The sequence below is a fragment of the Xanthomonas sp. DAR 35659 genome (assembly GCF_041242975.1).
GTDB classification, from domain to species: Bacteria; Pseudomonadota; Gammaproteobacteria; order Xanthomonadales; family Xanthomonadaceae; genus Xanthomonas_A; species Xanthomonas_A medicagonis.
The window spans coordinates 188,943-212,444 of sequence record NZ_CP162488.1 but is presented as its reverse complement, the minus strand read 5'-3'; the positions used below and the strand labels follow the sequence as shown (position 1 = coordinate 212,444).

Below are 23,502 nucleotides of genomic sequence, written 5' to 3'. Positions count from 1 at the left end.
TCACGGCTGTAGGAACGGCGGACACTGCGACATCATCCGCCAGGCCCACGCAAACCTGATGCCAGGCCTGGCCATGGCGTCAGTCCAGCGCGTCCAGGTAGTACCAATGGCCGTCCTCGCGCACGAAACGGCTGTGTTCGGTCATCCGCACGGCGCTGCCGCCGCCGATGCGATAGCGCGCCAGGAACGCGACCTCGGCGCTGTCGGCACCGCTGGCGACGACCCGCTGCACGGTCAGGCCGAGCCAGGTGGTGTGCGTATCCAGTTCCAGATCCGCCGGGCGCGTGGACGGGTGCCAGCTGGCGCGCAGATAGTCGGCATCGCGGCGCACGTAGGCGCTGTAGCGCGCGCGCATCAGCGATTCGGCATCGGGTGCGGCGGCGCCGGCATGGTAGCGCCCGCAGCACTGCGCGTAGTCGCGCGGGCGGCCGCAGGGACAGGGATCGGCGAGGCGTGGTGCGGACGGAGACATGCGTCGATTGTGCCGGCTGCGGCGCCATGGCGCACGCCCGCGGTCCGGCGCGCCGATGCGGCTATGCTGGCGCCCCCCGATCGCACGGAGCCCCGCCTTGCTGGAGCTGATCCCCGCCGAACTGCCCTGGCTGCTGTGCATCGCCTTCGTCGCCGGGCTGGTGGATGCGGCGGCGGGCGGCGGCGGCCTGATCCAGTTGCCCGGGCTGTTCGCGACCCTGCCGCAGCAGGCGCCGGCGCTGTTGCTGGGCACCAACAAGTTCAGCGCGATGGCCGGCACCGGCGCATCGGCCTGGCGCTACGCGCGCAATGTGCGCTTCCCGTGGCGGCCGGTGCTGTACGCCACCGCGGCCGCGTTCGCGTTCTCCTTCCTCGGCGCCACCGCGGTCAGCCTGCTGCCGAAACAGGCGGTACGGCCGCTGATCCTGGTCCTGCTGATCGCGATGCTGGCCTACACGCTGGTCAAGAAGGACTTCGGCGCGCTGCACCGGCCGCGCCACATCGGCCGCCGCGAACTGGCGATCGCACTGGCGATGGGCGCGGCGATCGGCTTCTACGACGGCTTCTTCGGCCCCGGCACCGGCAGCTTCCTGATCTTCCTGTTCATCCGCTTCTTCGGCCTGGATTTCCTGCGCGCCTCGGCCGCCTCCAAGGTGGTCAACCTGGCCACCAACCTCGCCGCGCTGTGCTTCTTCGTGCCCAGCGGCAAGGTGCTGCTGGCGGCGGCGGTGCCGATGGCCGTGGCCAATGTCGCCGGCGCGGTGGCGGGCACGCGGCTGGCGCTGCGCGGCGGCACGCCGCTGATCCGGCAGTTGTTCCTGGTGCTGGTGGTGGTGCTGATCGGCAAGATGGGCTGGGAGCTGCTGCGCTGAGCGCAGCCGGCGGCGCAGGATCGGCCGCGCGGCGTTGCGTCAGCCGGCCAGCGCGGCACGGATGCGCGGCCACGCATAGTCCCAGGCGATGCGCTCCTGCTCCAGGCGCGGCGCGGGGCCGAAGCGGCCGCTGCGCAGATCGGTGTACAGGGCTTGCTCCGCGGCGGTGAGCGCCTCCAGCCGCTGCGCGCGATGCTGGCGGCGTTCGTGTCCCCACAGGTCCGATGGCGTGGCGCGCAGGGCGGCCGCGTCCATCAGCAGCGCGACCGTCCGCGGCGCATGCCGGCGCAGGCGATGCAGGATCGCCAGGCCGTGCGTGTCGATGTCGCCCCAGTAGTACAGCGGCACTTCCTGCAGCCAGTCGATGGCGCGCACGTAGTCCACCGCATACCCGCGCGCCATCAACAGCAGCGTACCTGGCAGATCCGCGCAGGCCAGACCGGTCTCGCGGTTCTCCACGATCAGCACCTGCCGCACCGGCAACCGCAACGCGGCGATCTGCGCGATCGGCGCCTGCAGGTCCTCCAACCCGCCGAGCCGCGCGCGCAGTTCCGGATCGAGCAGGCGCAGGCGCACCCGGTCGGGCGCGCGGCGCAGCCCGGACAGGCTGTCGAAGCCGCGCGGCTCGGCGATGCCGCGCAGTCCGGCCAGCCAATCGGCGACGACCCCGCGGCGCGGCTCGATCCATTTGCTGTCGATGCCGGCGATCGGCAACTGGCGCAGGAACAGGCCGCTGTGCGGATGCGCATGCAGCCAATCGACCACGGCGAGCAGGCGCTGGAACTCCGATTCCGGCGCGTCGGCGAGCAGGTCGAACTGACGGTGCAGGCGCGCGGCCAGCCCGGCGGCCTGCGGCCAGCGCGCCAGGAGCACGGCACAGCGTTGGCGCGCGCGTTGCCAGCGCGGCTGTTCGCCCAGCGCCAGCGCCGCCTCATCGGCGCCGACCTGCCAGGCGCACGGCAGGCGTTGCGGACCGAGCTGCGGCCATTTCACCTCGCGCATCTGCACCTGGCCTGGCAACGCCGTGTCGCGCCAGGCCCGCAGCCAGGCGCCGAACGCCTCGAACCCGGCGCTGGCCTGGGCCTGGGTCGGCATGCGCAGCGCCACCGGCTGCGGCGCGGCCTCGCCCAGCAACCAGGCGCCGCGATGCAGCCGCCATTGCGCGCGCAAGGCGGCCAGCGCGGCATCGGGCAGCAGCATCGCGGTGGCGCGCGCCATGCGGGTCAGGCCTTGGTGTTGGTCTTGGCCTTGTCGCGGGCCTTGGCGTTCGCCTTGGGGTTGGTCTTGGCTTTCGGCTTGGCTTTCGGCTTGGCCTTGGCCTTGGCCGCAGGCTCGGGCTTCGGTTGGGATGGCGTGCGCTGCGGGGCGGCGACCATGGCGACGGCGGCATCGGACATCACCGCATCGGCAGCCGCGGCGCGCACCACCGACGCGCTGTGCGCACGCAGGCGCTGCGGCGCCGATGTCGCCTGTTCGGCGTCCGCCCTCTCCGTCTCCGCCACGGCCGCGGGCGCATCCGCCGCGGTCGCGCCGCGCGTGCGCTCGGGCAGCTTGAGCCGGCGCGCCTGCTCGTCGTACTCGATCAGCAGCACGCCCGAATCGTGGCGGCCGCTGATCTCCACGAAACAGGCGCCGCCGATGAACGGCTCCAGCGTCATCACCGATTTCAACGGCGTGGCCACCACCATCTGGAAGCCGAAGTTCTCGAAGATGTTCATCGCCAGCGCGGTGAACTCGTTGTCGGCCTTGTCGAAGGCTTCGTCCAGCACCACCGCGCAGTAGCGTGGCAGTTCGCCGTCCTCGCCGCCGAGCTGGTAGCGCAGCGCCGCGGCCAGGCAGGTGGTGGCCAGCTTCTGCCGCTGGCCGCCGGACTTGCCGGCGCCGCTGCGGTAGATCTCCACCTGCTGGCGGGTGGCGGCGTCCAGTTCGACGCCCACGAACTCCACGTGCAGGCGCACGTCCAGCACCAGCTCGCGCCAGCGCTTGTCCTCGCCGTCCTGCGAGCCGAGCTTGCGCACCAGTTCGCGCAGCACCGCGAACTGCTGTTCGGCCAGCTCGCGCTGCTCGGTCTGGTGATGGCCGAGCACGTCCCGCAGGCGCTGGTGGAACTCGATCACTTCCGGCAGGCGGCGATCGCTCAGCTCGATGGTCAGCAAGGTGCCGCGGTTGAACGGCACCTGTTCCAGGCTGGCGTTGACCTCGTCCAGGCGTTGGGCGATCGACTTGCGCGCCTCGGCGGTATGCCGCTGCAGGGCCAGCAGGTTGTTCTTGCTCTGGCTCTGCAACAGCTCGAAGAAGCGCGCCTCGTGCTGCGGCAGGCCATCGCGTTCCAGGCGCTGCAGGCGCGCGAGGAAATCCTCGGCGCTGCTCAGGTTCACGGTGAAATCGCCGCTGTCCTCGGGCCACTGCTGGCAATAGCGGCGGAAGCAGCCGAGCAGCAGCTGCTCCAGGCGGTTGTGTTCCTTGTCGCTGGCGCTGGTCTGCTCGACGAGGGCATTGCCGATCTGGCGGAAATGCGCCTCGAGATTGTCCAGACTCAGCACGCCGAGGCCCGCGAGGCGCTCGTCCAATCCCTGCCGCTGCAGGGGCGTGACCACGCGCGCGTCCGCGTCGGCGCAGTGCAGCCGCTGCTTTTCCAGCCGCGACCGTTCGGCACCGAGGGTGATGCGCTCCGTCCGCACGCCCTCGAAGGTGCGCTCGGCCTGCTTGATGTCGGCGCGCGCATGGTCGATCGCCTCGCCCAGCGCGCGCAGGTTGGCGTCGCCCTCGCGCAACTGGCGCAGCGCCGTGGCGATGTCGTCCAGGCGCTGCAGCGGCGCGGCCACGTCGATCTCGTCCCAGGCCAGGTTGGCCAGGGTGTGCTGGGCCAGGCGCCGCGCGCCGTCGCGTTCGCGGCGCGCGCGCAATGCGGCCACGTCGGCGTCGCAGGCGGCGATGCGCTGCGCCAGCGCCAGGCCTTCTTCCTCGAACAAGGCCAGCTTGTCGCGGTTGTCGAACCCCAGCAGCCAGCGCCGGCGGTCGTTCACCGCATGCCGGTCGTCCTTCTCGTAACGCTCGCCCGGATGCTTGACCTGGCCTTCGCGGGTGATGGCGCGCTCGGCATGGCGCAACGCCTTGGCGCTGTCCACGCAGTCGTAGTCGAAGCGCTTGCCCAGTTCGCGGCGCAGCCAGCCGGCGAAGGCGTGCTCGCGCACCTCCAGCTTGTGCAGCAGCGAACCCGCGGCCGGCGCGCGCGCCGCCAGCGCGTGTTCGTTGTCGCGGACCCGGTAGTAGACCAGGCGGATGCCCAGGTGGGTGCGATTGACCCAGTCGGCCACGTCGGCATAGTGACGCTCGTCCACCAGCAACGATTGCGCGAAGCCGTGCAGCACGCGCTCGATGGCGCCGCGCCAGTCGGATTCCTCGCTGCGCACCTGCAGCAACTCGCCGACGAACGGCAGGGCGGCCTCGGGCACACCGGTGTCGGCGCTCAGGCGCGCGCGCAGCGCCTGCATCGGCGCGGGAATGTTGGAGGGGTTGCGCTTGAGCGCCTCGATCTCGGCGCGCACCTCGGCGAAGCGCTTGGCGTCCTCGGCCTTGCCGGCGATGCGCTGGCCGATCGCCTCGTCGAGTTCGGCGGCCGCGCGGGTGCCGTCCTCCAGCGCCGCGCGCGCCTGGGCGGCCTGCTCGGCGAAGCCATGCGCGCTGCCGGCCAGGGTCTGCTCGAGCTGGCGGCAGGCCTGCTCGGCCTGGGTGCGCTTGGCGGCGCGGCGGTCGCGCTCGGCTTCGAGCTGGCCGCGCTCGCGTTCCAGCGCATCGATGCGCTCGCCGCCCTGCGCGCGGCGCTGCGCTTCCAGATCGTCCAGGCGCCGCTGATGGTTCTCCAGCGCGGCGCGGCGTTGCCCTTCCTCGCCGGCCAGGCCGCGGTCCTGGGTATCCAGTTCCTGCAGCCGCGCATCCAGCAGCGCCAGCCGGCGTTGCTCGCGGTAGCTGTCGATGCCGAGCTTGAGTTCGTCCAGTTCGCTGCGCTGGCGGCGCACCGCCATCAGGTCGGCGTGGTGCGCGCGCGCCGGCAGCAGGGTCTCGACCTGGCGCCGCGCGGTGACCACCGCCTGGTGCGCGCCGTCGAGTTCAGCGAAGTCGCCGACCAGCCGCTCGGCCGCGTCGAAGGTCTTCGGCTCCTCGAGCATGAAGCCGCGCAGGAAGGCGTTGAGGTCACCGAGGTTCTTCGCCGACTGGGTCTTGTGCAGCAGCCGCAGCGCCATCTCGTTGCCGATGCCGAGCTGGTGGCGGAAGCGTTCGGCATAGCCGGCGAAGCTGTCGAAATGGTGCACGTCGTGCAGGCGCTGCTTGAGCTTGCGCAGGTCCAGGTCGAAACCGTCCAGGTCGGTGGCGATGTCGAACGCGCGCTCGGCCACCATGTAGTGCTTGCGCACGTCGGCCGCGGCGGTGCCGTTGCCGGCGATCCAGAACAGCCGCACCAGGCTGACCACGCGGTGCTCGCCGTCGCGGTATTCCAGCACCAGCGCGGTCCAGGTGGCGCCCTTGCGCAGGTACTGGGTGGCGATCTCGCCCGATTCGCTGTCGTGCTGGTCGGCCCAGGCGCCGCGCACGTAGGACACCAGGTTGCGGTCGCGGCCGCTGCGCTCGGCCTCGCGCGCGGCGGCGTTGAAATCGACGATGCTCGGCGGCGTCAGCAGCGCCGACATCGCATCGAGCAGGGTGGACTTGCCCGAGCCGGAACGGCCGACGAACAGGAAGCCGCGCTCCGCGATCGGGATCTCGGTCAGGCCGGAGAACGTGCCCCAGTTGTGCACCTGCAGGCGGCGCATGCGGAATTGCTGGAGACGTGGATCGGGCAGATCGCCGGCGAACAGGGCGGGCGTGGAAGCGGAGGATTTCATCCGCACAGTCTAGGGACGGGGGCGCGCGGAACCAAGCCGATGCCGATGCCGATGCCGGCAAGGTACCGACCCCGAGCCGGCGCGGCTCAGGCGTCCTGCGTCGTCTCGGCGTCGTCCTCGCCGCCCGGGCCTTCGCGCAACTGGCGATAGACCTGCGCCAGCGCGGCCACGTCCTCGGCCGAGAACAGCAGCTTCAGCGCCGGAGAAGCCTCATAGCGGTCGTCCTCGCCACGCAGGCGGGTCAGGATGTGGTTGTCCTTCATCTTCTGCACGGCATTGCCGACCCGGCGCAGGAAGCCGGCGCGGTCGGTGGAGAGATTCTTCTCGTACACCGCCAGCGCCTCGCCGAGCTGCGCTTCCTCCACCACCGCGCGCACGCCGCGCGCGTCGGCCTCGGCCAGTTGCTGGCGCAGGTACAGCAGCAGCACCGAATCGATGAAGGTCAGCGGCGCCGAGCGCAGCAGCACCGGCGCTTCCAGTTCGCCGGTGTCGGCCTGGCGGGTGAAGGCGATGCCGGCCTCGCGGTCCAGCACCAGTTCCAGGAACAGGTCGGCCAGCGCGCTGCGGATCGGCGCCTCGCTGCGCAACAGCGCCGGCCACAGCTTGCTGTGGCGCTGCGCGTCCACGCTGGGGCCGCTGAGCAACTGGCACAGCGCGCGTCGCGCCTCCACCGGCAGGCGCCCGCTGTCGCCAGGAAACAGGCCGGTGCCGGCCTCGGGCGCCGCGTCGTCGGCCGCCTCGGGCACGCGTTCCTGGTCGCCATCCAACGTGTCGTCATGCCAGTTCATGGCGTTTCTCCTGGGTGAACCACACCAACGGAATGCGCGCGCGGCGCCACTGGCCGTCGCCGCCGCGCCATTGCGCGATCTCGTGCTGATCGGCGGCGACCACGCCATGGCGCGTGCCCAGCGACAGGTAGCCGATCACGCTGCCCAGGCCCTGGCTGGCCTCGCGCTGGGCCAGGACCTGGGCGATGGACAACTGCGGCTGCTCGCCGAGCAGGTCAAACAGGTCGCGGCGCAGGCTGCGGAAGTCGATTTCCGACTGCGCGACCAGGTCGCCGACGCTGTCCAGCGAGATCGCCGCCGCCTCGTTGCGCTGGATGCCACCCTCGACCTGCTGCTGGCGTGGGTCGTGCAGGCGCCACTGCGCCAACGAGCGCAGGCGGCTGGTGGTCAGGTTGAGGTCGCGGCCGATGCCGCGCTGCGCGGGAATGTGGTCGCGCAGCGCCAGCGCCTCGGCCTGCGCCTGCTTGAGCAACTGGTTGAGCCGGCGCTGTTCCAGATAGCCGCGGCTCTGCACGAAGCCGCGCAGGCTGCGCGCGAAATGCTGCATCACGTCGTGCACCTGGCCGCCGCGTTCGAGCATGGTGCCGGTCAGGCCGCGCAGGAAACCGCGCTCGCGCCGATCGAGCTTGCGCGCGAAGCCGCGCGACAGCACCGTCTCCAGCGCCGCGTCGAGCTGGGCGCTCTGTTCGGCGTCGTTGAGCAAGGCCCAGAACGCCTGGAAACTGCGGCCGGCATCGCTGTCGCCGATCACGTCCACGCCCTCGAACAGCTTGCCCAGGATCTCGCCGCGCTCGCCCTCGTCGTCGATGATGCGCTCGCGGAAATCGCGATTGAGCTGCTCGAAGTCGTCGCGCACGCGGCGGAAGTCCTCGGTGAGCTCGTCGGCCAGCGCGATCACCTGGCGCGCGCGCTCCAGCGCGCGCTTGCCGTCCAGCGCCGCGACCTTGCCCTTGGTCACCCGCGCGATCTCCGCGTCGATGCGGTCGCGCTCGTCGCGCAGCGCCGACAGCCGCGCATCGGGGTTGGTCTCGGTCAGCGCCGCCAACTGCGCCAACTGCTGCATCACCAGCGCCAGGCGGCTTTCGGTGGCCGCGCCGCGCGCGTGTTCCAGGCCATCGGCGAAGCGGATCGCCTGCGCGGCCTGGGTGGACAGTTCGTACTCCTCCTGCTGCGCGCCGTCCGGCAGCCGGCGCTCCAGCCAGCCCTGCGCCAGCCAGTGCGCCACGTAGGCCTGCGCGGTGCGCGGCAGTTCGCGCGACAGCTCGTCGGCATTGAGCTCGTCGAGCATGCGCTGCAGGCGCTCGTGCAGCACCGCCGCCGGCAGCCGCCGCTCCGTTTCCAGCAGCAGGGTCTGCAGCAGGCCGATCACCTCCGGCGCCTGGTCGGCGGCGAGCAGCTTCCACAGCGGCTGCTCGCGCAGCGTGCGGTAGCGGGCGATACGGGCGCGGTGCTTCATGCCGAAGGAGCGCGGCGCAACGGGCGTGGCGACGGCGCGGACGGGTTAACGCGGCAACGCATACGGCACGCTCAGCGCACGCCGCCGTCGATGAAGCGCAGGAACTCGGCGCGGGTGCGCGCGTCCTCGCGGAAGGTGCCGAGCATCTTCGAGGTGACCATGCTGACGCCGCGCTTGTGGATGCCGCGGGTGGTCATGCACTCGTGCGCGCCTTCCACCACCACGCCCACGCCCAGCGGCTGCAGCACGTCCTGGATGCACTGCGCGATCTGCGCGGTCATCTTCTCCTGCACCTGGAAGCGCCGCGCGTAGGCCTCGACCACGCGCGCCAGCTTGCTGATGCCCACCACCTTGCCGCGCGGCAGGTAACCGACATGGACCTTGCCGATGATCGGCGCCATGTGGTGTTCGCAGTGGCTTTCGTACTCGATGTCGCGCAGCACGATCAGCTCGTCGTAGCCGGCCACTTCCTCGAAGGTGCGCATCAGGTACTCGCGCGGGTCGGCGCGGTAGCCGCTGAACCAGTCGCCGTAGGCTTCGGCCACGCGCCGCGGGGTGTCCAGCAGGCCCTCGCGGGTGGGGTCTTCGCCGGCCCAGCGCAGCAGGGTGCGCACGGCGTCTTCGGCCTGCGCCTGGGTCACCGGGGAGGAGGGAGTCTTGTCTGAATCGGCCATGGGGGAACGCCCGTAAGGGGGCTGCATGGTACCCGAGTCGTCCCGGCGCCGTCGCATGGACGGCGCCGGGACGGCCAGGCGCACGCGCCGGCGCGGGTGCTCCGTTCAGCGTTCGTGCCGTCCGTCCGGACGGCACCGCGCCGCCGCCCGCGGTCAGCGCCGACGCGCGTGCATCTCGCCCTCGTGGTCCAGCCAGTTCGAGCCCTTGTTGGTCAGGAAGAACACGTACACCACCAGCGACACCGCGATCACCGCGGTGGCGTACCAGGCGAAGGTACTCACATGGCCGGTCTTCAACGACGCCTGGTACAGCAGCGGCGCGGTGCCGCCGAAGGCCGAGTTGGCCAGCGCGTAGCCCAGGCCCACGCCCAGGGCGCGGATGTGGGTCGGGAACAGTTCGGCCTTCACCACCGCGTTGATCGAGGTGTAGCCGGTGAGGATCACGAAGCCGCCGGTCAGGATCGCGAACGCGGCCAGCCAGTCGCTCTGCTTGGGCAGTTCCATCACCAGGAACCAGGTGTAGAGCACGCCGCCGATGCCGAAGAACACCAGCAGCGTCTTGCGCCCGACGATGTCCGACAGCCAGCCGCCGACCGGCTGCATCAGCATCAGCACGGTCAGCGCGACCAGGTTGATCACGGTGCCGGCCATCACGTCGCCACCGGCGAACGCGGTCTGGATCATCTTCGGCCCGGTCACCGAATAGGTGTAGAAGGCCACGGTGCCGCCGGCGGTGACCAGGAAGCACAGCAGCAGCGGGCGCCACTGGTGCACGAACAGTTCGTGCAGCGAGCCGGAGGCCTTGGCCCCGCCCTGCTTGGCCGCGGCGATCTGCTCGGCGGTCAGCGATTCGTCCATCGTGCGCCGCAGCCAGAACACCACCAGCGCGCCGACGCCGCCCAGGCCGAAGGCCACGCGCCAGCCCCATTCGGAGACCTGGCCCTTGTCGAAGAAGTGCAGCATCACCAGCAGCACCGCCTGCGCCAGCACGTGGCCGCCGACCAGGGTGACGTAGTGGAACGAGGACAGGAAGCCGCGCCGCCCGGGGATCGCCGCCTCGGACATGTAGGTGGCGCTGGTGCCGTATTCGCCGCCGGTGGCGAAGCCCTGCAGCAGCCGCGCCAGCACCAGCACCACCGCCGCGGCGGCGCCGATGCTGGCCACGGTCGGCGTCACCGCGATCACGAACGAGCAGGCCGCCATCACCGAGACCGACACCGTCAGCGCCAGGCGGCGGCCGTAGCGGTCGGCGAAGCGGCCGAAGTACCAGGCGCCGATCGGCCGCATCAGGAAGGTCACCGCGAAGATCGCCCAGATGTAGAGCTTGGCGTTCGCGTCTTCCTTGGAGAAGAACTGCGACTCGAAATAGGTGGCGAACACCGAGTAGACGTAGACGTCGTACCACTCGACCAGGTTGCCGGCCGAGCCCTTGAGCGTGTTGGACACCGAGCGGCGGAGGCTGCCAGGCGCGGCGCCGGCGGTGGAGGCAGAGGAAGGCTGCATGCGGTCGGCCTGGTTGGAGAACACCGGCCGAGTATAGGCAGGCGTGTGCGAGCGTCCTGTCGTGGCGACCTGGCGGCCGGGGAATCGGGAAGCGGGCATAGGGAATGGTGGCGCTAGGCGCCCTGGTACCACCCTCGGATTCGGCGAGGGCAGCGCGGCGCGCTTCAGTTCCCCGGCCGCACGCCGCTATCCATGCGCTCCCGCACACCGCGCGGCCACTGGCAACCGGATCGCTCTTCCGTCGCCACTCACCGCCGGATTCCCCTCTCTACGCCGGCTTCCCCCTCCATGCACGCCTTCTCGAATCTGCGCATCGGCCAGCGCCTGGCCCTCGGCTTCCTCTCGATCATCGTGCTGATGGTCCTGCTCACCGTGGTCGGCATCCAGCGCGTCCACAGCATCGACCGGCGCCTGACCGCCATCAACGAGGTCAACAGCGTCAAGCAGCGCTACGCGATCAACTTCCGCGGCAGCGTGCACGACCGCGCCATCGCCCTGCGCGACGTGGTACTGCTGGACGACGCGGCCGGCCGCCAGGCCACCGAGCAACTGATCGACAAGCTGGCCGCGGACTACCGGCGCTCGGCGCAACCGCTCGACGCGCTGCTCGCCGCCTCCACCGATCCGCGGGAGAAGGCCATCCTGCAGCGCATCCAGGGCGTGGAACAGCGCACCATGCCGCTGATCGCGCAGGTGCGCGGCCTGCGCCAGGCCGGCGACGACGCGCAGGCGCGCACGCTGCTGCTGCAGCAGGCGCGTCCGGCCTTCGTCGACTGGCTGGCCAGCATCAACGCCTTCATCGACCTGCAGGAGGCCAAGAACCGCCAGGCCGCCAAGGAGGCGATGGCCACCGCGCGCGGCTTCGCTCTGCTCATGATCGGCTGCACCGTGCTGGCCCTGCTGCTGGGCACCGCCATCGCGATCGGGCTCACCCGCAGCGTGGTGCTGCCGCTGCGGCAGGCGCTGCGCCTGGCCGAGCGCATCGGCGCCGGCGACCTGGGCAGCCCCGACACCGCCACCGCCAACGACGAATCCGGGCAGCTGCTGCGCGCGATGCAGCAGATGCAGCGGCGCCTGCACGAGGTCATCTCCGCGCAGCGCGAGATGGCCACCCGCCACGACGCCGGCGCCATCAGCTACCGCATGGACGCGCAGCGCTTCCCCGGCGAGTACGGGCGCATGGTCGCCGACACCAATGCCCTGGTCGACGCGCACGTGCAGACCCAGTTGCGCATCACCGAGGTGATGGGCCGCTACGCGATCGGCGACCTCAGCCAGGACATCGCCCCCTACCCCGGCGAGAAGGCCGCGATCACCGCCGCCATGCAGCGGGTGAAGCAGAACCTGCACGCGATCAACGTGCAGATCCAGGCGCTGGCCGAAGCCGCCTGCGCCGGCGACTTCGCCCATCGCGGGCAGCCGGAGAAGTTCGAGCACGCGTTCCGCACCATGGTCGAGAACCTCGACACCATGATGGCCACCGCCGACACCAACCTGGCCAAGTTCTCCGCCCTGCTGCGCAGCATCGCCGACGGCGACCTCACCGTGCGCATGAGCGGCCACTTCCACGGCGTGTTCGCGACCATGCGCGACGACGCCAACAGCACCGTGCGCCAGCTCACCGACATCGTCGCCCACATCCAGCGCAGCACCAACAGCATCGGCTTCGCCGCCGAGGACATCGCCAGCGGCAACCAGGAGCTGGCGCAGCGCAGCGAGCAGCAGGCGGCCAGCCTGGAGGAAACCGCCGCCTCGATGGAGGAACTGACCTCCACCGTGAAGCAGAACGCCGAGCACGCCCAGCGCGCCAACCAACTGGCGCTGGGCGCGGCCGGCGTGGCGACCGAAGGCCGCGACGTGGTCGGCCAGGCGGTGGACACCATGAACGGCATCGAGGCCGCGTCCAAGCGCATCTCCGACATCATCTCGGTCATCGACGGCATCGCCTTCCAGACCAACATCCTCGCGCTCAACGCCGCGGTGGAAGCCGCGCGCGCCGGCGAGCAGGGCAAGGGCTTCGCCGTGGTCGCCTCCGAAGTGGGCACCCTCGCCCATCGCGCCTCCAGCGCCGCCAAGGAGATCAAGACCCTGATCGACGATTCGGTGCAACGCGTGAGCCACGGCGCCGCGCTGGTGCACAAGGCCGGCGCCACCATGGACCAGGTGGTGGCCAGCGTGCAGCACGTCACCGACATCATGGGCCACATCTCCGCGGCCTCGCGCGAGCAGGCGCACGGCATCGAACAGGTCAACCAGACCATCGCCAGGATGGACGAGACCACCCAGCAGAACGTGGCGCTGGTGGAAGAGGCCAGCACCGCGGCGCAGGCGCTGGAGGAGCACGCCGCGCAGCTCACCCAGGCGGTGGAAGTGTTCAAGGTCGGCGCCCACGTCTGAGGGCGGGCCAGCGGCCGGCGCTGCGGGCCGCACGCGTCGCGGGCCTGTCGTCTCGCCGGCCGGCTTCGGTCGCCCGAGGCTCCGTATCGACCGTGCCGCCGCCGGCCCACCGGCGCGCGCGGCAACGCGTGAACGCGAGGTGTCGGGCGATGGCGGGCGGCGCGAGCCGTGGCACGGCAGCCGGCGGCGTACGCGTTAGGATGGCGCCCTCCCACGCTCGCCCTTCCCCGCGCACACCCCATGAAGGCCCGCACCCCCGACGCGGCCGCGACGGCATGAGCCGCGCGTCGAGCCGAGCGCCCAGCCGGGCCGAGACCCGCAGCGAGCGCTGGCAGCGCTGGATCGCCTTGGCCGTCAGCACGCTGCTGCACGTGCTGATGGCCTTGCTGCTGCTGTACGCGGCCAAGCCGACCATGTCCTCGCCGCAGGGCGCGGCCGGCGGCAGCCGGATGAAGGTGGATTTCATCGGCGAGACCAAGCCCACCGATCGCCCGGTGCCGCCGCAACCGACCCCGCCGCCGGCCCACGCCCCCGCCCATCGGCGCGCCGCGCGCGCCGCCACGCCCGTGCAATCCACCCTGGTCGCGCAATCCGACGACCCGGTGCCGCCGACCGACACCGCCACCAAGGGCGCCGAGCAGACCCCGGCGCCCACGCCCACGCCGCAACCGGCAATGCCCACGCCGGCGCCGGCCCAGGACACCCCGATCCAGAGTCAGGCGCAGACTCCCAGCCCCCCACCGCCGCCGACCGAGCGCCGACCGCAGACCTGGACCGGCCGCCCGCCCGGCGCGCTCGACACCGACACCGCCCCGGACAACAACGGCCTGACCGCCGGCCCGAGCAGCCGCGGCAATCGCCACGACATGGACGCCGCCCAACCCAGCCTGGAGGTCGGCGGCTATCTGGTCTATTACGACCTGGGCAGCGAGAGCCAGTTGCGCGCCTGGCAGGCGCAGGGCATGAAGGAACTCTTCATCCTGCTGCCCGGCACCGAATACCGCATGGTCTGCCCGCTGCAGATCGCCCTCGACCGCAGCTCCGGCAAATGCCGCGCGCTGCCGCCGGACTCGCCGGAACTCAAGGGCATCGGCGACGCCCGCCAGGTCATCACCATGCTGCAGGTCTACCGCCGCGGCGAACTGGTCTGGCGCGGCCCCGGCCCGTATCGCTGAACGCGCGCGCCGCGCCCTCACGCCCGCTTTGCAATCGGCGCCGGAGCGGTTGCTAGAGTCTGCGCGCGCCGTCGCGGCCCGTTCTTCGCGTCGCGGCGATGGCCGTTGATGTCTTTCCTCCATTGAAAGGAGTCGCCCATGCCCTGGAAACATTCCCTCGCGGTGCTCGCGCTATCCGCCCTCGCCGCGCCGGCGTTCGCCCAGTCCGACCGGCAAGTGGTGGACGACATGCTGCTCCGCTCGGCCAACGTCTGCCCCGGCCACAGCACCGACCGCACCGCGCCCACCGTGAAAGCCGTACCGGTCGGCGCGCTGCGCGTGATGCTCGACCGCGGCCTGGTCATGTGCCCCGACCGGCGCCTCGACGCCGACGCGCCGGCCGTGTTCTACGGCAGGCTGGGCGTGTTCGCCTGGAACCCCGAAGTGAAGGCCGGCTCGACCGTGATCGTGAAGCAGATCGACGCCATGACCCGCAACGAGGAGTACCCCGCCGAGACCCTGGTGTGGGACGCCAAGGGCACCGCGCTCAAGCAGCAGACCGTGCCCATGTTCGAGCCCAAGCCCGGCGCCGCGGTGCTGTACAAGGTGCGCTAATCCGCATCGCCCGGCCTGCGCGGCCGCGCAGGCAGCCACACCGGCCGGCGTGCCCCGATGGGGCCGCCGGCTTTTTTGTGCGCCGCTGCGCTGCGTCGCGCCGCCTGGACATCCGAGGAAGACGCGGCGCACGCAGGCCCTGGTGTCATCACCGAGGGCGGAGCCGGGCGATATCCGCTCGCCACCGATGTCGCCACCGCGCACTCATGGCCTGCGATCGTCATGCCGGCGTGCAACGCGCATCGGATATTTTTCTCAACGTATCGATAATTTCGATATGGATATTATCGAATACTGAAAGATCCAGCCCCGAATCAAACACCCGGCATCATCGCGATTTTATCTCGACATTGGCGGGCATGCCGAAATCCATCGCATTCGTGCGGAATTAAGGCGAATTTTGCCAGCGACGTGCCGCCCCGCACGCTATCGCCCCGATGCAGCGCATGATTTGTTTTCGCTAAGTGTCGCGATATTCGCCTGTCTGCCGCGCGAATCCATACTGCAGATAAACATTGCCGCGCGCTGTAAGAAAACTATTCGCAACGCCGGAGTAGCGTTCGCGCCCACCCACCCGGCAACCGGGATCACTCGCGAGGATGTTCTTCATGGCCACACTGCGGAATCGGCTGGCGCTGTGCGTACTGTCCACCATCGGCGTTGCGGGTGCACTGCTGCCCCTGGCCGCGTCGGCCGCACCGGCGCGCGGCACGCTGCTCAAGAGCAATGTATTGACCAGCTACACTCACCAGGCGATCGGCACCCTGCTGGTCAACGACCAATCCACCGACCAGGCCAAGTGCGACGTGCGCGTCGCCGAGTTCACCTACGCCACCATCGGCGTCGACGGCGAGCCCGCCACCGCCTCCGCCGCGCTGCTGGTGCCGGGCGGCAGCCAATGCACCGGGCCGTTCCCGCTGGTGAGCTACAGCCAGGGCACCGAATCGCTGCGCCGCGCCGAACAGGCCAAGGAAATCCGCGATGCCAAGGGCGACGACACCATGGTCACCCACCTCGCCACCCAGGGCTACGTGGTGGTCAGCAGCGACTACCTCGGTATCGGCCAGTCCACCTACCCGTTCCACCCCTACCTGCACGCCGCGTCAGAGGCCAGTTCCACCATCGACGCCCTGCGCGCCGCGCGCCAGGTGCTGCAGCGGCTCAATACCCCGCTGTCGGGCAAGGTCATGCTGACCGGCTTCTCGCAGGGCGGACACGCCGCCATGGCCACCCAGCGCGAGATCGAAGCGCACCTGTCCGACGAATTCCACCTGGTCGCCAGCGCGCCGATCTCCGGCCCATACGCGCTCAGCCAGACCTTCCGCGACAGCTGGAGCGGCCACAACGCCGTGGGCGAGAACACCTTCGGCATCGTGCTGGCCAGCTACGCCATCGTCGGCATGCAGCACACATACCACAACCTCTACCTCGACCCGTCGCAGGTGTTCCAGGATCCGTGGGCCAAGCAAGTCGAGAAACTGTTCCCCGGCAACCAGAGCCTGACCGATCTGGTGCTCGGCGACACCCTGCCTGGCGTGGACAAGATCCGTCAGTACTTCCAGCCCGGCTTTTACAAGGACTTCGCCAGCAACGCCAACGCCCCGTTCCTGCGCGACCTGGAACGCAACGACCTGCTCGCCTGGACCCCGCGCACGCCCACCTTGCTGTGCGGTTCCGACAACGACGCCACCGTGCCGCTGAAGAACGCCACCACCGCCATCGCCGCGTTCAAGGCGCGCGGCAGCAACCAGGTGTCCTTGCTCGACCTGGGCTCCGGCAAGCCCAGCGACAACAGCGCTTTCGAGCACCTGCTGACCGAAGACGCCTGCGTCGTCGCCGTGCGCCAGCAACTGTTCGACAAGCTCCGCTGAGGTCGCGGCGGACGACAACGCAGGCGCATTCCCTCCCCCGGCGCCTGCGATCGTCCGTCCCGCTGGCTGCCACGCCTGGGCGCAGGCGTGGCGGCGTTTTCTGCGCGATGCGGGCACTGCGTGCTGTTGGAGCCAACACCTAAAGTGGCGACGCCGGTAACGGCGCGTTGTGCGCAGCTACGCGACAGCGGAGGCGCGGGCGCTTGCGACAGCTTGCTCAGGCATCACGATGTCGGCAGATCAGCCTTGCGATGCCGGCAGCGGCGTTCGCAGACTGGCGCATATCGCCATGCGCCTGGACATCCTCACGCGCCGAGACCAGCTCCACGCGGCAGCAGCGACAGGTGCTTTCGCCGGCAACGCGCGTCGGCAACCGCGCGGCCCACGCCATACACCGACAACGGCACGACCCAGCTGGCCCACAGCAACAGCGCAATCAGGCCCGGCGACGGCGTCATGCCCAACCCGATCGCCGTGGGAAGCGTCAGCCGGAACAGCACCGGCGCCAACGTCGCCAGATAGGCCCGCACCATCCAGCGCTGATGGCGCAACAACTGGCCGCGCAAGATCGCCCGCAAGCCGATCGAGGCCGTGACCACCCACACCAGCGCCGTCACCGAAAACGCCAGCCGGATCGACAGCGGCGCCGGCGACGTGGCGATCAAGCCGACCGCTCCGACCATCGCCACCGCCATGCCGGCGAAGTAAACCCGCCCCACCCAACGGTGCAGCCGCGGCCACCGCCGCCAGCGCTGCGTCGCGAACTGCAGCGCGCCCAGCAACAAGCCGACCGCGCCGCCCCCCAGATGGCACCACAGCCAACCGCGCCGGGTCAGGAACATCGCATAGGCCGGCGACTGCAGCGAGGCGTACTTCAGATAGACCGAATGGACGAACTCGGCGGCGAACAAGGCCAGGGCTAGCCAGAGCAGCCACCAGGCCAGACGCGTGACTGGCTTGGTGCGCTGCAACGGCGCGCGACGATCCATCGACTCGATGCTCATTCCCTGTCCCTGCGCTACGCCGGACCCTTCGGCAGCGCGACGCTAGCATGGATGGCTTGGCTCAATGGAAGGCGGCGTCGGGCGATGGGCGGGCAGGTGAGCGAGCGCTGCGCCAACGTCGCGTCGCTGATCAGCGCGTACGACCCGCCTGCCAGTCGCGAATCGACAGCTTCCGCCAATATTGTGGCCCGTGTCTCGATTTGTAGACGACACAGTGCCCACTACAGACAGCCGCCGCGCTCGGGACTATGGTCGATCCGGGGACGGGGGTCGCATGGGACGCAAACGGGGAAAGACAGGATTCGACGCACTGGCGGCGTTGCCGTGGCCGTTAGGCATCGCGGCCGGCATCGCCGGGTTCCTCGCCGTGCGCGACGGCATCCCTTGGTGGTTCTCCCGCCACGATGGTGCGCTGTCGCAGGCCATCGCCCAGCAATCGGAAGGCGCGTTCGCTCCCCTCGCGTGGATCCTGCTGCTGCTCTGCTGGATGGCAGCGCTCGCCTCCTTCTTCAAGGCGCGCCACCGTCGCCGCTTGCTGGACACGCGAACGACGCTGGAGAGCCTTGCCGCCGGCGGCTGGCGCCAATTCGAATTGCTGGTCGGCGAAGCCTTCCGCCGACAGGGCTATGCCGTGGAAGAAACCGGCCTCGGCGGCGCCGACGGCGGCATCGACCTGATCCTGCGCAAGGACGGTCGCCGCACCCTGGTGCAGTGCAAGCAGTGGAAGCGGCAGCAGGTCGGCGTCAGCGTCGTACGCGAGATGTATGGGCTGCTGGCGCATCACCAAGCGGACGCGGTGAAGATCGTTTGTGTGGGTGGATACACAGCCGATGCGGCGCGGTTTGCGCTTGGTAAGCCAATCGAGCTGATCGGCGGAGAGCAGCTACTGACCATGATCCAAGCGGCGCATCGTGGCAGCGCTCTTGGAATACATCCCGATTCCCGCACCGAACCGGCGCTCGGCTCGAATATCGAAACCCCCTCTCAATCACCCACCTGCCGACGATGCGGAAGCGTACTCGTACAGCGAACCAACAGGCGCACGGGGGAGGCATTTCTTGGCTGCAGCCAGTTCCCGCGCTGTCGAGGAAGTGGATAAGTAAACCCGATCTCCATTACTGGCTAGCAGCAACGATGTGAATATTTAATAGCATTTGGTGCTGCCACTCTTATGAAAGAGATGTGCGCACCCCAGATTTTCACCGCGTCTAACTTATCAAAGAAATCAATGCCTCTATCCACATTAGAATCTGAGCTTGATCAATTCTTCTCGGCGGTCAAAATTCCAAGTGACATCCTCTATCTAAGCCGCTGGTACTGTCTGATGGTAACCGAAGACTGCATACGGAACTTATTTGATGAAGAAGATCTATCGCCTCAATTACTTGGCCACCTAGTGGACCAAACGAAGTATTCACTTAAGCACATATTTTTACGTCTCAACCACGAGTGCAAAGAGCTTGGTGAAATTAGACTTCCACGCGAGGTGATCCCAGAATTTTACAAGACGACTTCGCGGCTCTATTTTGCAGGCTTAGATTTCTCGCGTGCACATCGGCTTGTTGCCTCTCTCCATTCAGGGAGTGCATCCATAGAACATATTGGAGAAAGCGAATACAAGATTTCTATCGTGGAGAGGGACTCGGCTCCTTCTCATGCAGTACTCGAGCTACTCGCGGTTCAGCGCCAAGAAGTACCTGGCTTCATCACCATCATATTAAGTTGGCTTAGAGGTATTGACGTAGTTCCGTTGATCGTCGACGCGATTGCAGCATCCGTTACTAAATCAAAACGTCTATTGCATTACACATACGATGGAGATTTTGCGTACGAACTTGCAGAGAGTTTACCACAGCAGCCGAATATCATCCCCGAGAACTGGGAATTCGAATAGGGAGACAGGCACAGCACCAACCTTCTATTGAATAGCATGACTGTTAGGCTGCTATATCACTTCGTTGCAATTCAATTTGGAGCGCGCAGACTAAACCACAGAGGAGGCGGCCACGAAAATCTTGTACTCGTGATCGATCGCTCTGCGTTGATCAAGGACCTTAAAGTCCTTTCTTCTTTACAGGATGAAACCATCGGTATTTTTGTCGATGCATTGACCTATGGATCAGGAACAAGCTCACCGGACCCGGCTCTTCAACCATTTATTTCAGTGGGCTGCAGTCGCCTCCTCATAGCGCCAAGCTTCTGGCTGTCTGGAAACATAGAGAGAAATTTACTTAGTCTTCAGGCAAGGCGTCATCCTAGATCTTTTGACAGACAAAGCGGTGCGTTCGAAAAAGAGATGCTCCGCGAATTAGGCGAAAGCAAAGGCTTAACTCTAAATAGCTCAAGAACGGGCATCATGCTTCGGTCTGGCGGAGAAAAGGAGGAGATTGACCTATTACTTTGGGATGAGCAAGCGCATATTTTTTTAGTGTGTGAGATGCGCGCGATGCTTCAACCCGGGGATCCTCGAGAGGTTTTAAATAGAAAGAAGGAAATTCATCGCAAGGTCATTCAAGTCCAAAGGAAAGTAAAGTGGATCAAAGACAACCCGAAATCTATACTTAATTCGCTTGGCATGGAAGTAGGCTTGGATTGGAGCATCCGGGGCCTCGTGACAGTGTCTGGCTATGGAGGCGCAGCATCAGATGTTTCTGATATTAATGTTATTCCGTTCGAGCTTTTTCTTGCTGCATTCCGCGAGGCAGCGGCTCTTTCCGATCTAGTAGCATGGATTGATAAACTCGAATGGCAGCCTAAAGATAACGAAGATTATCGTTTGGTTGAAAATAAGCAAATGCTTCATGATGGCCCTAAAATCACGTCTGAGGGGATCGAACTAATGATCTTTCAGAATGAATTTTTTCTCAAGGCATTGAAGTCGCTCCAACGGAAATAGCGACACAATTTTTATTAATTTTGGGAACTGAGAGTCAGAGTGCAATTCACCCAGCCATCACAGTGCGTCGGCGTGGACGCGGGGAACTGGCGGAAACCGGCGGAAACCGGGGTCAGAGTGCACTTCTCCCCGGCCACCATCGCCTGGTGGCATTGACGTCGTCTCCAGTCCACCACCCGCGTTCTCCGATTGACGGCTAGCCAGAGCCCGCCACAGAATCCGCTCCCGCCCCACAGCGGGTTGTCTTCGCAGTTGCGCCTCATGCAGCACGCTCCTCCCGGCTACGACTGCCCGTTCTGCGGTATCGCGGCCACGTTACCCTCGCCGGGAATACGGGGTCAGGTTCACTTTCTGCCGACCGATGGTAGCTGGGGACTCAGTGTGCGCTTCTTCCCCGAAAACTGGGTCAGAGTGCACTTTCCCCGACCACCATCACCTAGGAGCATGGGCTTCGGCTCCAAGTCCACCGCGTTGTCCGATTGACGGCTAGCCAGAGCGCGCCACAGAATCCGTTCCCGCCCCGCGGTGGGCGCTCTTCGCCGTTGCGCCTCATGCAGCACGCTCCTCCCGGCTACGACTGTCCGTTCTGCGGTATCGCCGCCACGCTGCCCTCGCCCGCGCCGGAATCGGCCGTTGTCCTGGTGGATGCCAGCGTGTTCGCCCTGGTGCCCACACACCACTACGCCGGCATCCAAGGCAACTGCCTGGTGATCCCGCGTGGTCACTACGAGAACGTGCTGGACATACCGGACGAGCTGGGCCGCGAGGTCTTCCGCGCCACGCGGCGCCTGGCGCACGCGATGCTGGCCGCCTTCGGCTGCGAAGGCATCTCCACGCGCCAACACAACGGGCCGGCCGGCAATCAGGATGTGTGGCACTACCATCTGCACGTATTCCCGCGCTACGCGAACGACGGGCTGTATGGGGGGCGGAAAGTGCCCTACACCACCGAGCAGCGCATCGCGCTGGCGGCCCGTCTGCGGGCTGCGTTGCCGTAAGCCTCTCCTCCCGTGACCGATTGCCGCCGGTTCTGACGTAATGGCAATGCGCCAGGAGCGGCCCTTGTGCGCTCCGGGGCCGGCGCTGGTGCCTGCCAAGTGCAGCGCAATGGACTTTCGTGCAGGACAGGGGAAAGATGCGCCGAGCGCCGTCTCTCAAGGGTCAGGGGTCATGAACGCCACACGCTTTCTTGCCGCGTTTTTCCTGGCCGCTCTGGCTGCGGCCGATGCCTCGGCGCACGACCCCATGCACGACCACCCCGCGATGGAGCGGCTGGGCGAGGTCCACTTCCAGACGTCGTGCAATGCGGCGGCGCAGCCGCAGTTCGATCGCGCGGTCGCGTTGATGCACTCCTTTCAGTTCGGACCGGCGATCGCCGGCTACCGCGCCGCGCTGGAAGCGGACCCCACCTGCGCCATCGCCTATTGGGGCATCGCCCTGAGCAGTTGGAGCAATCCGTTCGCCGGGTTCAAGTCGCCCGCGCAAGTGCAGCAGGGGTTGGAGGCGGTCAACGCCGGGCGGGCGCTGCAGGCCAGGACGCCGCGCGAGCGGGCCTATCTCGAGGCAGTGGCGCATCTGTACGTGGACGCCGACCGGCTGGACCAGGACGCGCGCACGCTGGCCTACGAGCAGGCGATGGAGCGGCTGGCCGCGGCCTACCCCAAGGACACCGAAGCGCGCATCTTCTACGCCCTGGCGCTGGCCGCGGCCGCCGATCCCGCCGACAAGACCTATGCGAAGCAGCTGAAGGCCGGCGCGATCCTGGAGACGCTGTTCGCCAAGTATCCCGATCATCCCGGCCTGGCCCACTACATCATCCATGCCTACGACGAGCCGGCGCTGGCGTCGCGCGCCGCGAAGGCCGCGCAGCGCTACGGCGCGATCGCGCCGTCCACGCCGCACGCGCTGCATATGCCGTCGCACACCTTCACCCGGATCGGCGACTGGCAGGCGTCCATCGACACCAACCTGGCCTCGGCGGCTGCGGCGCGGGCCGCAGGCCAGCCGGCCGACGAACTGCACGCCAGCGACTACATGATCTACGGCTATCTGCAGACCGGGCAGGACCGGGCCGCGGGGCAATTGGCCGCCGCGTCGGCGCAGGTCTTCGCGCGCTTCGATCCGGCCAAGGCGAACGGCGCGGCGCCGGCCTCGGCCGCCTTCTATGCGCGCGCCGCGATTCCCGCGCGCTACGCGCTGGAGCGCCGCGACTGGGCGCAGGCGGCCACACTCGACGCCGTGCCCAGCCGCTTTCCCTACGCCGATTCGATCACCTATTTCGCCCGCGGCCTGGGCGCGGCGCATCTGAACGACGGCGCCGGCGCACGCGCGGCGATGGCGTCGCTGGACCAGTTGCACGCCACGCTGGCCAAGCAGGGCGAGGACTATTGGGCCGGGCAGACCGACATCCAGCGGCGCGCGGTCGCCGCGATTCTGGCGTTGCAGGAAGGGCATGTGCCCGAGGCGCTGGCGGGCATGCGCCAGGCCGCCGATCTGGAGGACAAGACGCAGTTGGCCTCGGTCACGCCGGGCCCGCTGGCGCCGGCCCGGGAAATGCTGGGCGAGATGCTGTTGGCGCAGGGCCAGGCCGCCGACGCGCTGACGGCATTTGAAGCGTCTTTGGTGCAGGAGCCCAATCGCTTCTGGTCGCTGTACGGCGCGGCCGCGGCCGCCAGGCAGGCCGGCGACGGCGCCAAGGCACGCGCCTATTACCAGAAGCTGCTGGCGGTGGCGCAGCGCGCGGATAAGCCCGAACGCCGGCAGTTGATCGAGGCGCGCGAGCAAGCCGGGCATTGAGCGCGTCGCGCTGGGCAAAGGAAAACGGAGGCATTTGATCCGTCCGCCGGTGGCGATCGATCAGCGCCCGATCGCCGGCAATCCGCGGCTTGGCACGTCGGCTCGCCATTCCCGCAGAGCGC

The 23,502-nt window shown here is 68.1% G+C and carries 19 protein-coding genes; 10 read left to right on the top strand and 9 right to left on the bottom strand.

Features of this window, described 5'->3' with window-relative positions; genetic code table 11:
* Positions 1-79: 79 nt before the first annotated feature.
* The gene (locus tag AB3X07_RS00985) at positions 80-472 is read right to left on the bottom strand and encodes a YchJ family metal-binding protein (RefSeq protein WP_369941947.1); all 393 of its coding nucleotides are present in this window, start codon (positions 470-472) and stop codon (positions 80-82) included.
* Positions 473-569: 97 nt separating this feature from the next.
* Here AB3X07_RS00985 and AB3X07_RS00980 point away from each other — a divergent pair, with 97 nt between their 5' ends.
* Complete coding sequence (locus AB3X07_RS00980) at positions 570-1,343, top strand: sulfite exporter TauE/SafE family protein (protein ID WP_369941945.1); 774 nt, start codon at positions 570-572, stop codon at positions 1,341-1,343.
* 39 nt (positions 1,344-1,382) lie between these two features.
* On the opposite strand, the gene AB3X07_RS00975 is transcribed toward AB3X07_RS00980, so the two are convergent.
* The 6 genes from AB3X07_RS00975 to AB3X07_RS00950 form a co-directional block, all read right to left on the bottom strand.
* Entirely contained in the window at positions 1,383-2,561 is a 1,179-nt protein-coding gene (locus AB3X07_RS00975; RefSeq protein WP_369941943.1) for a Wadjet anti-phage system protein JetD domain-containing protein, read from the bottom strand.
* 5 nt (positions 2,562-2,566) lie between these two features.
* Positions 2,567-6,226 carry an ATP-binding protein gene (locus AB3X07_RS00970; protein WP_369941941.1) on the bottom strand — a complete coding sequence of 1,220 codons (3,660 nt, stop codon included), beginning with the start codon at positions 6,224-6,226 and terminating at the stop codon, positions 2,567-2,569.
* A gap of 86 nt (positions 6,227-6,312) precedes the next feature.
* Complete coding sequence (locus AB3X07_RS00965; protein ID WP_369941939.1) at positions 6,313-7,014, bottom strand: DUF4194 domain-containing protein; 702 nt, start codon at positions 7,012-7,014, stop codon at positions 6,313-6,315.
* Positions 7,001-8,470 (bottom strand): DUF3375 domain-containing protein, encoded by a 1,470-nt coding sequence (locus AB3X07_RS00960; protein ID WP_369941937.1) that lies wholly within the window; start codon positions 8,468-8,470, stop codon positions 7,001-7,003. The genes AB3X07_RS00965 and AB3X07_RS00960 overlap by 14 nt, the downstream gene beginning before the upstream one ends.
* Before the next feature lie 71 nt (positions 8,471-8,541).
* Positions 8,542-9,144 (bottom strand): GTP cyclohydrolase I FolE, encoded by a 603-nt coding sequence (gene folE, locus AB3X07_RS00955; protein WP_369941935.1) that lies wholly within the window; start codon positions 9,142-9,144, stop codon positions 8,542-8,544.
* A gap of 153 nt (positions 9,145-9,297) precedes the next feature.
* Entirely contained in the window at positions 9,298-10,647 is a 1,350-nt protein-coding gene (locus AB3X07_RS00950) for an MFS transporter (RefSeq protein WP_369944863.1), read from the bottom strand.
* Positions 10,648-10,935: 288 nt separating this feature from the next.
* On the opposite strand from AB3X07_RS00950, the gene AB3X07_RS00945 reads away from it, so the two are divergent.
* The 3 genes from AB3X07_RS00945 (at position 10,936) to AB3X07_RS00935 (ending at position 14,813) form a co-directional block, all read left to right on the top strand.
* Complete coding sequence (locus tag AB3X07_RS00945; protein ID WP_369941933.1) at positions 10,936-13,044, top strand: methyl-accepting chemotaxis protein; 2,109 nt, start codon at positions 10,936-10,938, stop codon at positions 13,042-13,044.
* A gap of 275 nt (positions 13,045-13,319) precedes the next feature.
* Positions 13,320-14,219: a type II toxin-antitoxin system RelE/ParE family toxin gene (locus AB3X07_RS00940; RefSeq protein WP_369941931.1), complete on the top strand. Its 900-nt coding sequence runs from the start codon at positions 13,320-13,322 to the stop codon at positions 14,217-14,219.
* Between the two features lie 162 nt (positions 14,220-14,381).
* Positions 14,382-14,813, top strand: a complete 432-nt coding sequence (locus AB3X07_RS00935; protein WP_369944862.1) for a hypothetical protein — start codon at positions 14,382-14,384, stop codon at positions 14,811-14,813.
* A 460-nt stretch (positions 14,814-15,273) separates the two neighbouring features.
* On the opposite strand, the gene AB3X07_RS00930 is transcribed toward AB3X07_RS00935, so the two are convergent.
* Positions 15,274-15,423: a hypothetical protein gene (locus AB3X07_RS00930; protein WP_369941929.1), complete on the bottom strand. Its 150-nt coding sequence runs from the start codon at positions 15,421-15,423 to the stop codon at positions 15,274-15,276.
* Between AB3X07_RS00930 and AB3X07_RS00925 the strand changes: the two genes are divergently transcribed.
* Positions 15,422-16,684, top strand: coding sequence for an alpha/beta hydrolase (locus AB3X07_RS00925; RefSeq protein ID WP_369941927.1), 1,263 nt, complete (start codon positions 15,422-15,424; stop codon positions 16,682-16,684). The genes AB3X07_RS00930 and AB3X07_RS00925 overlap by 2 nt on opposite strands.
* A gap of 305 nt (positions 16,685-16,989) precedes the next feature.
* On the opposite strand, the gene AB3X07_RS00920 is transcribed toward AB3X07_RS00925, so the two are convergent.
* Positions 16,990-17,673 (bottom strand): DUF2306 domain-containing protein, encoded by a 684-nt coding sequence (locus AB3X07_RS00920; RefSeq protein ID WP_369944860.1) that lies wholly within the window; start codon positions 17,671-17,673, stop codon positions 16,990-16,992.
* A gap of 289 nt (positions 17,674-17,962) precedes the next feature.
* Here AB3X07_RS00920 and AB3X07_RS00915 point away from each other — a divergent pair, with 289 nt between their 5' ends.
* The 5 genes from AB3X07_RS00915 to AB3X07_RS00895 all read left to right on the top strand — a co-directional run bounded on the left by AB3X07_RS00915 (position 17,963) and on the right by AB3X07_RS00895 (position 23,380).
* Entirely contained in the window at positions 17,963-18,787 is an 825-nt protein-coding gene (locus AB3X07_RS00915; protein WP_369941925.1) for a restriction endonuclease, read from the top strand.
* Between the two features lie 225 nt (positions 18,788-19,012).
* A complete protein-coding gene (locus tag AB3X07_RS00910) occupies positions 19,013-19,582 on the top strand; it encodes a hypothetical protein (RefSeq protein WP_369941923.1) in 570 nt (189 codons plus the stop codon).
* 129 nt (positions 19,583-19,711) lie between these two features.
* Complete coding sequence (locus tag AB3X07_RS00905; protein WP_369941921.1) at positions 19,712-20,584, top strand: hypothetical protein; 873 nt, start codon at positions 19,712-19,714, stop codon at positions 20,582-20,584.
* 551 nt (positions 20,585-21,135) lie between these two features.
* Positions 21,136-21,582 (top strand): HIT family protein, encoded by a 447-nt coding sequence (locus tag AB3X07_RS00900; RefSeq protein ID WP_369941919.1) that lies wholly within the window; start codon positions 21,136-21,138, stop codon positions 21,580-21,582.
* Between the two features lie 172 nt (positions 21,583-21,754).
* On the top strand, positions 21,755-23,380 hold the full coding sequence (locus AB3X07_RS00895) for a hypothetical protein (RefSeq protein WP_369941917.1): 1,626 nt from the start codon (positions 21,755-21,757) through the stop codon (positions 23,378-23,380).
* The last annotated feature ends 122 nt before the right edge of the window (positions 23,381-23,502 follow it).

What these genes read in the sequence shown, in the direction of transcription:
- AB3X07_RS00985 (WP_369941947.1), bottom strand. Translation starts at nt 472, where the DNA reads ATGTCTCCGTCCGCACCACGCCTCGCCGATCCCTGTCCCTGCGGCCGC.
- AB3X07_RS00975 (WP_369941943.1), bottom strand. Translation starts at nt 2,561, where the DNA reads ATGGCGCGCGCCACCGCGATGCTGCTGCCCGATGCCGCGCTGGCCGCC.
- AB3X07_RS00970 (WP_369941941.1), bottom strand. Translation starts at nt 6,226, where the DNA reads ATGAAATCCTCCGCTTCCACGCCCGCCCTGTTCGCCGGCGATCTGCCC.
- AB3X07_RS00965 (WP_369941939.1), bottom strand. Translation starts at nt 7,014, where the DNA reads ATGAACTGGCATGACGACACGTTGGATGGCGACCAGGAACGCGTGCCC.
- AB3X07_RS00960 (WP_369941937.1), bottom strand. Translation starts at nt 8,470, where the DNA reads ATGAAGCACCGCGCCCGTATCGCCCGCTACCGCACGCTGCGCGAGCAG.
- folE (WP_369941935.1), bottom strand. Translation starts at nt 9,144, where the DNA reads ATGGCCGATTCAGACAAGACTCCCTCCTCCCCGGTGACCCAGGCGCAG.
- AB3X07_RS00950 (WP_369944863.1), bottom strand. Translation starts at nt 10,647, where the DNA reads ATGCAGCCTTCCTCTGCCTCCACCGCCGGCGCCGCGCCTGGCAGCCTC.
- AB3X07_RS00945 (WP_369941933.1), top strand. Translation starts at nt 10,936, where the DNA reads ATGCACGCCTTCTCGAATCTGCGCATCGGCCAGCGCCTGGCCCTCGGC.
- AB3X07_RS00940 (WP_369941931.1), top strand. Translation starts at nt 13,320, where the DNA reads ATGAGCCGCGCGTCGAGCCGAGCGCCCAGCCGGGCCGAGACCCGCAGC.
- AB3X07_RS00925 (WP_369941927.1), top strand. Translation starts at nt 15,422, where the DNA reads ATGGCCACACTGCGGAATCGGCTGGCGCTGTGCGTACTGTCCACCATC.
- AB3X07_RS00930 (WP_369941929.1), bottom strand. Translation starts at nt 15,423, where the DNA reads ATGAAGAACATCCTCGCGAGTGATCCCGGTTGCCGGGTGGGTGGGCGC.
- AB3X07_RS00920 (WP_369944860.1), bottom strand. Translation starts at nt 17,673, where the DNA reads ATGGATCGTCGCGCGCCGTTGCAGCGCACCAAGCCAGTCACGCGTCTG.
- AB3X07_RS00915 (WP_369941925.1), top strand. Translation starts at nt 17,963, where the DNA reads ATGGGACGCAAACGGGGAAAGACAGGATTCGACGCACTGGCGGCGTTG.
- AB3X07_RS00910 (WP_369941923.1), top strand. Translation starts at nt 19,013, where the DNA reads ATGGTAACCGAAGACTGCATACGGAACTTATTTGATGAAGAAGATCTA.
- AB3X07_RS00900 (WP_369941919.1), top strand. Translation starts at nt 21,136, where the DNA reads ATGCAGCACGCTCCTCCCGGCTACGACTGTCCGTTCTGCGGTATCGCC.
- AB3X07_RS00895 (WP_369941917.1), top strand. Translation starts at nt 21,755, where the DNA reads ATGAACGCCACACGCTTTCTTGCCGCGTTTTTCCTGGCCGCTCTGGCT.